8 protein-coding genes and 1 riboswitch are annotated in these 13,155 nt (G+C 46.6%); of the genes, 5 read left to right on the forward strand and 3 right to left on the reverse strand.

Features of this window, described 5'->3' with window-relative positions; all coding sequences use genetic code 11:
* Nucleotides 1–550 precede the first annotated feature (550 nt).
* Nucleotides 551–3,424 (reverse strand): excinuclease ABC subunit UvrA, encoded by a 2,874-nt coding sequence (uvrA, locus tag MHB56_RS12145; protein ID WP_076099654.1) that lies wholly within the window; start codon nucleotides 3,422–3,424, stop codon nucleotides 551–553.
* A 461-nt stretch (nucleotides 3,425–3,885) separates the two neighbouring features.
* Nucleotides 3,886–5,877 (reverse strand): excinuclease ABC subunit UvrB, encoded by a 1,992-nt coding sequence (gene uvrB, locus MHB56_RS12150; protein ID WP_036678623.1) that lies wholly within the window; start codon nucleotides 5,875–5,877, stop codon nucleotides 3,886–3,888.
* Nucleotides 5,878–6,056: 179 nt separating this feature from the next.
* On the opposite strand from uvrB, the gene MHB56_RS12155 reads away from it, so the two are divergent.
* Both MHB56_RS12155 and MHB56_RS12160 read left to right on the forward strand, forming a co-directional pair.
* Nucleotides 6,057–6,839 carry a flagellar motor protein gene (locus MHB56_RS12155; RefSeq protein ID WP_076123782.1) on the forward strand — a complete coding sequence of 261 codons (783 nt, stop codon included), beginning with the start codon at nucleotides 6,057–6,059 and terminating at the stop codon, nucleotides 6,837–6,839.
* Nucleotides 6,836–7,666, forward strand: a complete 831-nt coding sequence (locus MHB56_RS12160; RefSeq protein WP_341143613.1) for a flagellar motor protein MotB — start codon at nucleotides 6,836–6,838, stop codon at nucleotides 7,664–7,666. Before MHB56_RS12155 ends, MHB56_RS12160 begins: the two co-directional genes overlap by 4 nt.
* A gap of 427 nt (nucleotides 7,667–8,093) precedes the next feature.
* Here the strand turns inward: MHB56_RS12160 and gcvH are convergent, their stop codons facing one another.
* Entirely contained in the window at nucleotides 8,094–8,486 is a 393-nt protein-coding gene (gene gcvH, locus MHB56_RS12165; RefSeq protein ID WP_036678614.1) for a glycine cleavage system protein GcvH, read from the reverse strand.
* A gap of 226 nt (nucleotides 8,487–8,712) precedes the next feature.
* Nucleotides 8,713–8,811: riboswitch (glycine riboswitch) on the forward strand.
* A 186-nt stretch (nucleotides 8,812–8,997) separates the two neighbouring features.
* Between gcvH and gcvT the strand changes: the two genes are divergently transcribed.
* The 3 genes from gcvT to gcvPB all read left to right on the forward strand — a co-directional run bounded on the left by gcvT (nucleotide 8,998) and on the right by gcvPB (nucleotide 13,026).
* Complete coding sequence (gene gcvT, locus MHB56_RS12170; protein WP_280753166.1) at nucleotides 8,998–10,110, forward strand: glycine cleavage system aminomethyltransferase GcvT; 1,113 nt, start codon at nucleotides 8,998–9,000, stop codon at nucleotides 10,108–10,110.
* Between the two features lie 106 nt (nucleotides 10,111–10,216).
* On the forward strand, nucleotides 10,217–11,569 hold the full coding sequence (gene gcvPA, locus MHB56_RS12175) for an aminomethyl-transferring glycine dehydrogenase subunit GcvPA (protein ID WP_341143614.1): 1,353 nt from the start codon (nucleotides 10,217–10,219) through the stop codon (nucleotides 11,567–11,569).
* Entirely contained in the window at nucleotides 11,566–13,026 is a 1,461-nt protein-coding gene (gene gcvPB, locus MHB56_RS12180; protein ID WP_341143615.1) for an aminomethyl-transferring glycine dehydrogenase subunit GcvPB, read from the forward strand. The genes gcvPA and gcvPB overlap by 4 nt, the downstream gene beginning before the upstream one ends.
* The last annotated feature ends 129 nt before the right edge of the window (nucleotides 13,027–13,155 follow it).

Here is a 13,155-nt window from a genome sequence, read left to right on the forward strand (position 1 = left end):
TGAGCCCAATCAACTCTTTCGTCGTGAAGGTTACAATAGAAATTCCGTTAACTGCTTTAGAGATGAGATAAATTGAGCAGTGAATTAGAATTGAAATTCAGAACTTAGAACTTAGAACTTAGAACTCTGGGCTCGAAATTTAGGCTTTAATGAATTAGGGAAATTGTCCCTAATATTGACCGATTATCAGCTCATTTTGTGATTATCAGGGAGGTTTTCCCTAATCTAATAAACAGTTATTTGATAGAGTGATATGAATGATTAATTATTCGGTTTTCAAGGAACTTTTGACCCTAATGTTAATCACTTACCCGTTAACCCTATCAACAGAATACTCCTCATTGAATCTTACTACGAACATGTCCTACATATGCCTACCTTACCTATTATTAAATCCATTTTTTCTATAGAATCCGTATAACTTTTGCTAGAAAGATCACATCATATATCTATGAGCCGTCTTTCGTATAATTACCGGATAATCCTACAACAAAAGCCCCGGCAAGATACCGAGGCCTTATATACATAGGTTATATTACTTACTGTTTATTTAGAGGGTTTCCGCCGTCTCAAGCATAAGCGCTTCGGTCCGCTCTGTATCACGAATCAGAACCGGCTTCAGATACTTACCTGTGTAAGACTCTGTGACTGTAATGATCTTCTCCGGTGTCCCTGTTGCCAGGACGGTACCACCGCCGCTACCACCTTCCGGTCCCATATCGATGATATAATCCGCTGTCTTGATTACATCCAGATTATGTTCAATAACAAGAACCGATTCTCCGGAATCCACCAAACGATGCAATACCTCAAGCAGACGACCAATGTCATCTACATGCAGGCCTGTTGTAGGCTCATCCAAAATATAAAGTGTTTTACCCGTGCTGCGACGGTAGAGCTCAGAAGCCAATTTTACCCGCTGTGCTTCACCACCGGATAAAGTGGTTCCCGGTTGACCAATCTTAATATACCCAAGTCCTACATCCATCAATGTTTGCATTTTACGATGGATACGCGGGATATTTACAAAAAACTCTGTTGCGTCCTCTACCGTCATCTCTAACACATCTGAAATGTTTTTGCCTTTATATTTCACTTCTAGTGTTTCCCGGTTATACCGTTTGCCCTTACATACTTCGCAAGGGACATACACATCCGGCAAGAAGTGCATCTCAATCTTAATGATCCCGTCTCCACGGCAAGCTTCACAACGTCCGCCTTTTACGTTAAAGCTGAAGCGTCCCTTTTGGAAACCACGTACCTTAGCCTCATTTGTCTTGGAGAACAGGTCACGGATGTCATCGAATACACCTGTATAGGTTGCTGGGTTGGAACGCGGTGTCCGCCCGATTGGCGACTGATCGATTTCAATAACCTTATCGAGATTTTCTAGTCCACGAATTTCTTTATGCTGACCAGGACGCACCTTCACAGCCTTATTCAGCTGCCGTGCCAGACTCTTGTAAAGAATCTCGTTGATAAGCGAGGATTTACCGGAACCCGATACACCTGTCACCGCTGTAAATACACCTAATGGAATCTTCACATTCACATTTTTCAGGTTATTCTCTTTAGCACCACGTATTTCTACCCAGCGATCATCGGTAGGACGGCGTTTAGCAGTAACCGGAATAAATTTACGTCCGCTTAAATATTCACCCGTTAATGAATTCGGATCTTTCATAATCTCTTCTGGCGTCCCTTGAGCCATAACTTGTCCACCATGAATACCTGCGCCCGGACCAATATCAATAATGTAATCCGCTGCCATCATCGTGTCTTCGTCATGCTCTACAACAATCAGCGTGTTGCCTAAATCACGCATATGCGCAAGCGTAGAGATCAGGCGATCATTATCTCGTTGATGCAAACCAATACTTGGCTCATCCAGAATGTACAATACACCCATGAGACTTGAACCGATCTGAGTAGCCAACCGAATACGCTGCGCCTCACCACCGGAAAGCGAACCCGCTGCACGGCTAAGCGTCAAATAATCCAAGCCTACATTCACAAGGAATCCAAGCCGATTGCAGATCTCTTTTAAAATGAGATTGGCGATGGCTGTTTCTTTTTCGCTCAATTTTATCTCTTCAAACCAATGCTGACAGTCTCCTATTGAAAGGTCCGTAACATCAGAAATATTATGATCATTGATAGTCACAGCTAATATTTCTTTTTTCAGACGTTTACCTTTACATACATGACATGGCTTAGCACTCATAAATCCTTCGATAAATTCACGAATACCATCCGAAGCAGTTTCACGGTAACGCCGCTCGAGGTTAGGTATAATCCCTTCAAAAGCAACCATCGCATCTTTCTTTTGACCGAAATCATTTTCATAACGGAAGCGAACCTTCTCACTGCCTGTACCATTCAGTAATTTATTCATATGATCAGGTGTCAGACTGCTTACCGGAACGTTCTGAGGAATTTTAAAGTGTTCACAAACCGACTTCAGAAATTGCGGATAGTAATTAGAAGTACTTCCAGTCCAAGCTAAAAAAGCACCTTCTTCAATGGATTTCTCAGCATCAGGAATAAGCAGGTCTGGATCGACCACCATCTTCATGCCAAGTCCATCGCACTCTGTACAAGCTCCAAACGGACTGTTGAATGAGAACATCCGTGGTGCCAACTCTTCAATACTAAAACCACAAATTGGACAAGCAAAGTTAGAGCTGAAAAGCAGCTCTTCCTGGCCGATGATATCAACAAGGATTTTACCGCCCGAAAGCTTAAGCGCCGTCTCCAGTGAATCCGTCAGCCGGGTCTCCACATCGTCTTTAACAACGATCCGGTCTACCACAACTTCTATTGTATGTTTTTTATTCTTTTCTAGTTCAATATCCTCAGACAGATCTCTTAGGTCGCCGTCCACACGCACACGTACGAAGCCTTGCTTAGAGATATCTGTGAAAAGTCCTTTATGCTCACCTTTACGTCCTGAAATGATTGGCGCCAGGATCTGTAACCGAGTTTTCTCTGGATACTGCATAATCCGGTCTACCATCTGTTCAACGGTCTGGGAGGTAATCTCAATGCCATGCTCTGGGCAATGGGGATGACCAATACGTGCAAAGAGCAGCCGCAAATAGTCATAAATCTCCGTAACTGTACCTACCGTGGAGCGTGGGTTCCGGCTTGTTGTCTTCTGATCTATAGATATCGCCGGGGACAAACCATCAATCGAATCCACATCTGGTTTCTCCATTTGTCCCAAAAACTGACGTGCATAAGCCGACAAAGATTCAACATAACGCCGTTGTCCTTCAGCATAAATCGTATCAAATGCAAGCGATGATTTACCTGAGCCGCTAAGTCCCGTCAGCACGACGAAACGGTCACGTGGAATCGTCACATCGATGTTTTTGAGATTGTGCGCCCTCGCGCCTTTAATTACAATATTTTCGTTCGCCAACGGAACCTCTCCTTTTAAAAAAACTATTTCAACTTTATTTCAAAATATTCTCAAAGCCCTTTCAAAGCCCTTTCAAAGCCTTTCGATCCCTCCCAAACCCTCCCTTCCAAGGGAGGGCCCCAAGGGTTGCACCCTCTGGACACCCGCATTTTCTGGAGAAGGAGTATGGTGGGAGGTAACTTAGTGACTACGACGCTCGGAGCGCTTATCCCTGCGGGACCGCTTGGACATTCTCGCACTACCTAAAAGCAGGTACAAGCAACTGTCATAGACGTTGCATGGTGCTGTCCCTGCGGGATACGCATAAGTGCCAAGTGCATTGCATGGTGCTGTCCCTGTGGGATACGCATAAGTGCCATAAACATCGCGGGATACGCGACCCTCTATTGATTCAAAAAGAACGGTCTAGGACAGCACCGTTCAATACCTATTTTAAATATCGGTGATACATTAATAGTTTATTACTCAGCCCGAAGCTCCAGCAATGCGTCGCGTAGCTCTGCCGCGCGTTCGAATTGCAGGTTCTTGGCAGCGTCCTTCATTTCAGCTTCCAGACGCTGGATCAGACTTTGTTTTTCTTTCTTATTCATCTTGCCACCAACACCTGTGAGATAATCAGCTTTAGACTCAGCAACCTTCGTTGCCTCGATGATGTCACGCACTTTTTTATTAATAGTGGTTGGGGTGATGCCATGTTTCTCATTATGGGCAATCTGAATGGCGCGACGGCGCGATGTTTCGCTCATCGCCTTCTCCATCGAATCAGTGATCCGATCACCATACATGATTACACGACCCTCAGAGTTACGAGCCGCACGGCCAATCGTCTGAATTAGTGAACGTTCGGAACGAAGGAACCCTTCTTTATCGGCATCGAGAATTGCAACTAAAGATACCTCCGGTAAGTCGAGACCTTCTCTCAGGAGGTTAATCCCTACCAGTACATGGAACGTACCGAGACGAAGATCCCGCAAGATCGCCATCCGTTCCAGTGTCTTGATGTCAGAGTGCATGTAACGAACCTTAATACCGATTTCCTTAAAGTAGTCTGTCAGATCCTCCGACATCTTCTTCGTCAAAGTGGTAACGAGTACACGTTCATCGCGTTCAACCCGGTCACGGATTTCGCTAATCAGATCATCAATCTGACCTTCTGTAGGACGGACCTCGATGATTGGATCCAATAGACCAGTCGGACGGATAATCTGCTGCACCATAGTTTCGCAGTGTTCCATTTCATAAGGTCCAGGTGTCGCGGAAACGTAAATGATCTGGTTTACTTTATCTTCGAACTCTTCGAACTGAAGCGGACGGTTATCCAGTGCAGAAGGCAGACGGAAACCATGCTCTACCAACACTGTTTTACGCGCCCGGTCACCGTTATACATCGCCCGAATTTGCGGAAGGGTAACATGGGATTCATCTACGACGATTAACATATCATCAGGAAAATAATCCATTAACGTATATGGAGTTGCTCCCGGTTCCCTGAAGGTTAGTGGCCCGGAATAGTTCTCGATCCCCGAACAGAAACCCACTTCCTTCATCATTTCAATGTCGTAACGTGTCCGTTGTTCCAAACGTTGCGCTTCCAGAAGCTTGCCTGCGTCACGAAGCACGGTCAGCCGCTCTTCCAGCTCCCGTTCAATATTGACTATTGCTACACGCATCGTTTCTTCCTTGGTAACAAAGTGAGAAGCCGGAAAAATGGCGACATGATCGCGTTCACCGATCAATTCGCCCGTTAAAACATCTATTTCAGTGATCCGCTCAATCTCATCCCCAAACAATTCAACACGAATCGCATGTTCACCCTGAGAGGCTGGGAAGATCTCAACCACATCACCACGTACACGGAATGTTCCGCGTACAAAATTGATATCATTGCGCTGGTATTGAATATCCACCAGTCTGCTCAGAATCTCATTGCGCGGTTTCTCCATCCCAACCCGCAAGGACAACAGCAAGCTTCCGTATTCCATTGGTGAACCGAGACCGTAAATACAAGACACACTCGCTACAATAATAACGTCACGCCGTTCGAACAAGGAGCTTGTCGCGGAGTGGCGAAGTTTATCAATCTCTTCGTTAATACTGGAATCTTTCTCAATATAAGTATCGGAGGAGGGAATATACGCCTCTGGTTGGTAATAGTCGTAGTAGCTGACGAAATAGTCTACCGAATTATTCGGGAAAAACTCCTTAAACTCACTTGCCAGCTGGGCAGCCAGTGTCTTGTTATGCGCAATAACCAGCGTGGGGCGATTTAATTTGGAAATAACTTGCGCGACAGTAAAGGTCTTCCCTGTACCTGTCGCTCCCAGCAGCGTCTGGTGCTTCTTACCCTGCCGGATGCCTTGTAGTAATTCATCTATGGCATGAGGCTGATCGCCCTGGGGTGTATACTCGGACTCCAATTCAAAAGTCTTCGTACTGACGACAATATCACTCATTTGCCCGTCTCCCCTCTATCGTCTAAACTAGATTAATATATTATAATTGTTGTCTGAATCTTCTCTCTCCATACGACAGTAAAAAATATGGAAGATAAGAATATGTGTTCCCGTTCATTATACAGTGTTGCTTAGATCGATGCAAACCATAATACACAGAAATGTTAGGAGCTTGAAGCATGGATATTACCGCAATAATCGGCCTAGTGGCCGGACTGGCTGCGCTAATCGGCGGCTACCTCTGGGAAGGCGGAAGCCTTTCCGGACTGCTGCAGCTTAATGCAGCTTTGATTGTATTTGGAGGTACGATTGCTGCCGTAATGATCAGCTTCCCGGCAGCTAAGCTACGCTCCATTCCCGCCGCTCTGCGCATGGCTTTTGGCCGCAATCCTGAACGTGATGAAGAGAAAGCAGAAGAGCTTATCGCAATGGCCACAGTGGCCCGCCGCGGCGGCGTTTTAATGCTCGAAAAACAAGCGGAACTGCATCCTGATCCTTTTACACGCGAAGGACTGTTGCTTATCGTCGATGGCACTGACCCTGAGCAGGTAAGACAGATTTTGGAATTGGAAATGGATGCGAAAGAATTGAAGCATGAAAGCTACGCCAAGATTTTTGAAGCCGCTGGCGGATATGCTCCAACGATGGGGATCATCGGTACAGTTATGGGACTCATTAGGGTACTGGGCAACCTTACGGACCCATCAAATCTAGGTACCTCTATCGCAGTAGCGTTCACTGCAACACTGTACGGAGTAGCCATCGCTAATCTAATATTTTTACCCATTGCTTCCAAAATCAAATCCCGCAGCCAAAGTGAGCTGCATAGCATGGAGATGCTTCTAGTAGGCATTCTTTCTCTACAGAACGGGGATCATCCGCTGCTGGTGCGTAAAAAACTGAACTCCTTCATTTCAGACACCACCACAGATGACCGTGCAGAAGCAAGAGGTTTTATATGAGACAAAGAGACCGGCGCAAACGGCGGGAAGAGAATCGAGAAAGCCGTGATCGTTGGATGATTACTTACGCTGATCTAATTACACTTTTACTTATATTTTTCGTTATATTGTATGCGATGAGCAGCCTGGACACTGACAAATATAATATCGTGACCGGCTCTTTATCCCAGACTTTCAAGTCGAACAGCACTGTTCTTGAAGGCGGGGATGGTATTTTAGATGCTGGAAAGACCCCTGACAACAAACCAGAGAGTACAGATGGGAATGCGAACGCAACTGCAAAACCAAATGACGGTTCTGATGAACAAACGGAGAATGAAACACCTTCAGCACGGGAGTTGGCTTTTCGAGAACAAGAGGCGAAGCTTGCTGAGTTAATGGGTGTGATCACCCACTATGTGGAGGAGAATAATCTCGGTGAACAAATATTTGTAGCCGACAAACCGCAGGGCATAGAAATCACGCTCAGCGACCGTTTTCTTTTTGATGTGGGTAAAGCAGATGTGAAGTCACCAGCCCTTCCTGCTCTTCAGCAGTTGTCTGGCTTATTCAAAGATATCGGAGCAACGATCAGCATTGAAGGACATACGGATAATACACCAGTGTCATCAGCTTCACGTTATAACGACAATTGGGAGCTATCGGGTGCTCGTGCGCTTTCTGTGCTGCGCTTTTTCTTAGATAATGAAGGACTGAACCCGGACACTTTTCAATATGCAGGTTATGCCGATACCCGACCAACAGCAGATAATACTACGCTAGCAGGCAAACAGAAAAATCGACGCGTAGAGATCATTGTACTTCGACAGCTTCAAGAGGTGGAATAAAATATAGTTGCTTGCGCTCAGAGCTAAGTTCGGCGGCAGGGGCCTTTGCAATTACCACATTGAGCTTACAAGGGGCTTCATCCAATTTAATTAGGGAAAACCTCCCTGATTATTCACCTATTATCGTATCCAATCGCGGAATGAGGGAATTTCTCCCTGATTATTACTCTTTTTAGTCTGAAATAGTGGTTTTACCGAGATGATAGGGAGGAATTCCCTAAAACCCTAACTCTCACGCTATAATCGTCTAAAATGAGGGAGGTTTTCCCTAATTCCATACTCCACTAGACCCTCAAACCACTCGATTGGGTTTACGAATACTCGCACAATCCACATAAGAAACACAAACAGCAAGTCCCCGAATCACAGAAACTTGCTGCTAAGAATATCACACTTGATCAGACTATTTTCCGTCCCCGATTTCCAATTATTCAGCAACTAACGCGCTATAACCGGCTGCATCTAACAGACCTTTTACAGCATCAGCATATTCTCCATCAACTTCAATCTCAAAAATCCAACCCCCGCCATACGGCTGATCATTGATAAGCTCCGGACTAGCTTCTAATCCATCATTCACCTTGGTAACCGTCCCAGAGACGGGCGAATACAACTCCGATACCGTCTTAACGGATTCGATACTGCCTACGCTGTCACCGGCCGAAATGGTCGATCCTACCTCAGGAAACTCAACAAATACGATGTCGCCTAATAAATGCTGAGCATGGTCCGTAATCCCAACACGTACTACTCGCCCTTCTACTTGCTGTGCCCATTCATGCTCTTCGCTGTAAAGAAGGTTGTCTAATACTTCACTCATTTCAAGCCGCCTCATTTCCAATTTGGAGTTCTAAATTTAGTTATAGCCTAAGTTATCCCGGCTCACAATGTCAATATTACTAACAGGAAATTTAAATTTGTCATTTTTTCGACGTTTTCTTGTTGACAGCGCCCGACTATACCCGTTTAATGGAGACATACAAGAAGAAATGACGTTGTCGTCTTTTTATAGACAATAACCGTTTCTCGAAGAAATATAATTGCGGATGATGGCATAGGGAGAGACTGTCTCACTTGAAGACGGCGCCGAAGGAGTAAGCCCTAACAGGGGTGAATCTCTCAGGCAAAAGGACCTTTGTCGGACGTATCTCTGGAGAGCATCAGACGCAAGGCTAGATGCGTCAGATCACCAACGGGGAAACCTGCAAGCTAGTTACGGCAGGGTAACTCTCAGGTACAAAGGACAGAGCAGAAAGCGATTTGTGCATTTATGCATGATTGCTTCTGCCTGTCCTTTTTTCGTATGTAATCAGATCAAGGGGAGTGACGACATGGATGCTTTGAGAAGAACACCTTTTTATGATCTCTATTCCGCTTATGCGGAGTCCAGGTGCATTGACTTCGGTGGCTGGGAGCTGCCAGTACAGTTTACAGGTATCGTGAAAGAGCACGAAGCCGTTCGCCAGCAGGCTGGGCTGTTCGATGTCTCGCATATGGGTGAATTCATGGTGATTGGGAGCGGTGCAGAAGACTTTTTGCAAAAAATGACAACCAATGATGTCAGCCGCCTTACAGATGGTGCGGCGCAATATACGCTGCTCTGTTATCCAAATGGCGGAGTTGTCGACGACCTACTCGTGTATCGCCTAAGCGAAGGGCATTATATGCTCGTCGTTAATGCCTCCAACATCGACAAAGACTTCCAATGGCTGCAAGAGCATTTGACCTCTGAATTCGGCGAAGTCACGCTCACTAATGTCTCTGACGAGACGCTTTTGCTCGCCTTGCAGGGTCCTCTGGCAGAGACCATTCTCGCGGAAGTTACTGATGCTCCTATTTCAGTACTCAAGCCTTTCCATTTCATTGAACGCGCCACCGTTTGCGGTGTAGAGGTACTTATCTCCCGTACGGGTTATACCGGTGAAGATGGCTTCGAGATCTACGCTCCGCTGGAAGGTGCAGAAACGTTATGGAACGGACTGCTTGCAGCAGGCGTGCCCCACGGATTAACACCTGCTGGACTGGGTGCACGGGATACCCTACGTTTTGAGGCAAAATTACCACTGTACGGTCAGGAGCTATCCGCTGACATCACCCCGCTTGAAGCAGGAGTACAGTTCTTCGTGAAGCTGGACAAAATAGACTTTATCGGACGCGATGCACTAATACAGCAAAAAGAAACTGGGATTCCCCGTCGCCTTGTCGGCCTAGAAATGATTGATCGAGGCATTCCACGCTCCCATTATCCTGTTTGGGCAGATGGGGTTAAGATTGGTGAGGTCACAACCGGAACACAGTCCCCTACGCTGAAACGTAACCTGGGGTTGGCTTTGATTGATGCTGCTTACAGTGAAATAGGCACAGAGGTTTACGTAGAGATACGCGGTAAGCAGCTTAAGGCTGTAGTGATTAAGGCCCCTTTTTACAAGTATAAACGCCTTTAGCGTCCATATAAGGACGGTGAGCTTTTAAGCGAGAAATAGAAGAATAAAGTATAGCGTGAAAATTGTACTTTCTTATATTTTAAAAAAGCCAAGGAGTGAAACCTTAATGAAGCACCGTTATCTGCCCATGACAGAACAGGACCGCGTAGAGATGATGGAGGCCGTCGGGATTCAGTCTATAGATGAGCTGTTCTCCGATATTCCTGAAGCGGTACGTTACCAAGGCACTATGCCGATATCTGAACCACTCGATGAATACGCCCTGCTGCGCCACATGAAAGGGTTGGCTGACCAAAATGCCGACTTTGATTCTCACGCCAGCTTCCTCGGCGCCGGATTATACGATCATCACATCCCTGTGGTCATCAACCATGTCATTTCCCGTTCTGAATTCTACACTGCCTACACTCCTTACCAACCGGAGATCAGCCAAGGTGAGCTGCAAGCGATCTTCGAATTCCAATCCTACATTTGCGAACTAACCGGTATGAAAGTTGCCAATGCCAGTATGTATGATGGCGCTACAGCTTTATCCGAAGCAGCGGTTCTCGCGGCTGGTGCTACCAAACGCAAAAAATTAATCGTCTCCCGTACCGTTCATCCTGAGGCTCGCCAAGTGCTACGTACTTCGGCTAATGCTTGGGGTCTGGAGGTGGTGGAGATTGACTATAAAGACGGTGTTACCGATCAAGCTAAGCTTGCTGAAGCTATCGATGGTGATACTGCCGCAGTACTGATGCAATCGCCTAACTTCTTCGGCAGCATTGAGGATCTTCGCTCGGTTGAGCCGCTGATTCACGCGGTTAAAGGTCTTCTTGTAGTCAGCGCCAACCCAATAGCTCTTGGTGTACTTGAAACTCCGGGCAAACTTGGAGCCGACATCGTAGTCGGTGATGCTCAGCCACTCGGGATTCCAGCTTCTCTCGGGGGTCCAACTTGCGGATTCTTTGCCGTAGCTGATCACCTGATGCGCCGTATGCCAGGCCGGATCGTTGGCCAAACGGTAGACCGTAACGGTAAACGTGGCTTCGTTCTTACACTTCAAGCGCGTGAACAGCATATTCGTCGTGAAAAAGCGACGTCGAATATCTGCTCCAATCAGGCACTGCTGGCTCTCTGCGCATCCGTCTACTTGTCCGTTATGGGCAAAGAAGGCATGCGTGAAGTAGGCGAACTAAATATTCGCAAAAGCCATTACGCTGCTAATAAACTTAGCGGACTAACAGGTGCTGAACTTGCCTTCTCCTCCCCATTCTTTAACGAATTTGTTGTGAAGCTTCCTGAAGGCAGCAGCGTGACCGCTATTAATTCTAAGCTGCTGAAGGACGCTTATCTCGGCGGTTATGATCTGGGTCGTGATTATCCTGAACTTGCTGGACATATGCTGGTTGCCGTAACGGAAAAAAGAAGCAAAACCGAAATCGACAAATTCGCTAGCGCACTGGAGGGCTGTTTATGAAACCGGAGCAAAGTCTAATTTTTGAATTATGCCGTCCCGGCCGTTCGGCCTATTCTTTGCCACTATGCGATGTGCCACAGGAAGAAACCTTGGAGTCCCTGATTCCATCAGGTTTACTCCGTAGCGAACCCGTCGTACTTCCAGAAGTATCGGAAGTGGATGTCATTCGCCACTACACTTCTCTTTCACGTCGCAACTTTGGTGTAGACAATGGCTTCTATCCACTCGGTTCATGCACGATGAAATACAATCCGAAGATTAACGAAGATGTTGCCCGCTTCTCCGGCTTCGCCAAAATTCATCCCTACCAACCGGAAGAAAGTATTCAAGGCGCACTGGAATTAATGTATACCCTGCAAAATGATCTGTCCGCACTGACGGGCATGGATGCTGTATCCTTACAGCCTGCCGCAGGTGCTCATGGTGAATGGACCGGCCTCATGATGATCCGCGCCTACCATGAAAGTCGCGGCGAGACGCGTACTAAGGTTATCGTGCCGGATTCCTCGCACGGAACCAATCCTGCTAGTGCCTCAGCAGCAGGACTTGAAACGATCACGATCCCTTCCACAGATAAAGGAATGGTCGATCTTGAAGCACTGAAGGCAGCCGTCGGTAGCGACACAGCCGCACTGATGCTGACTAACCCAAGCACACTCGGCTTGTTCGAGACCCAAATTGTCGAGATTGCTGAGATCGTGCATGAAGCAGGGGGCTTACTCTATTACGATGGAGCCAACTCCAATGCCATTATGGGCATTACCCGACCTGGTGACATGGGCTTTGACGTTGTGCATCTGAACTTGCATAAGACAATGAGCACCCCACATGGCGGTGGCGGCCCTGGGGCCGGACCAGTCGGCGTAAAATCCATCTTGATTCCATTCCTACCACAACCTACTGTGGTGAAGAGTGAAGATAGCAGCTTCTCACTCGACTTCGGCGGACCCGAATCCATTGGACGCGTGAAAGCTTTTTACGGAAACTTTGGTATTCTGGTTCGTGCCTATGCCTACATCCGCACCTATGGTCCAGACGGACTACGTGAGGTATCCGAAAATGCCGTGCTGAATGCGAACTATATGATGCACCGTCTGGCGCCTTATTTTGAAATCCCATATCCGGGTGTATGTAAGCATGAATTCGTTATGTCCGGCAAAAACCTCAAGCAATATGGCGTGCGCACCTTAGACGTTGCTAAACGATTGCTCGACTTCGGCTACCACCCGCCAACCGTGTACTTCCCTCTGACCGTTGAGGAATGCATGATGATCGAGCCGACGGAAACCGAAAGTAAAGAAACGCTAGACGGCTTCATCGATACGATGATTCAGATCGTTAAAGAAGCGCAGGAGACACCGGAAATCGTAATCAACGCACCGCATACCACAGAGATTAGCCGTTTGGATGAGACACAGGCTGCGCGTAAGCCGGTTTTGAATTGTTCTTGCGGTTAAACAACATAAATTAAACAAGGCTAGCTCCTAGTGTATAACATTGGGGTTAGCCTTGTTTTTATATGTTTGTTTATCTAATTGGAGTAATTTGGAGGAGAAACGATAAGAATACAATTTCTTTGTAGCAGT

Origin of the sequence: Paenibacillus sp. FSL H8-0315, from assembly GCF_038005365.1 — a bacterium.
Classification (GTDB): domain Bacteria; phylum Bacillota; class Bacilli; order Paenibacillales; family Paenibacillaceae; genus Paenibacillus_AQ; species Paenibacillus_AQ odorifer.

Coding starts and splice junctions, on each gene's coding strand:
- MHB56_RS12155 (WP_076123782.1), top strand. CDS start 6,057: ATGGATATTACCGCAATAATCGGCCTAGTGGCCGGACTGGCTGCGCTA.
- uvrB (WP_036678623.1), bottom strand. CDS start 5,877: ATGAGTGATATTGTCGTCAGTACGAAGACTTTTGAATTGGAGTCCGAG.
- gcvPA (WP_341143614.1), top strand. CDS start 10,217: ATGAAGCACCGTTATCTGCCCATGACAGAACAGGACCGCGTAGAGATG.
- gcvT (WP_280753166.1), top strand. CDS start 8,998: ATGGATGCTTTGAGAAGAACACCTTTTTATGATCTCTATTCCGCTTAT.
- gcvH (WP_036678614.1), bottom strand. CDS start 8,486: ATGAGTGAAGTATTAGACAACCTTCTTTACAGCGAAGAGCATGAATGG.
- MHB56_RS12160 (WP_341143613.1), top strand. CDS start 6,836: ATGAGACAAAGAGACCGGCGCAAACGGCGGGAAGAGAATCGAGAAAGC.
- gcvPB (WP_341143615.1), top strand. CDS start 11,566: ATGAAACCGGAGCAAAGTCTAATTTTTGAATTATGCCGTCCCGGCCGT.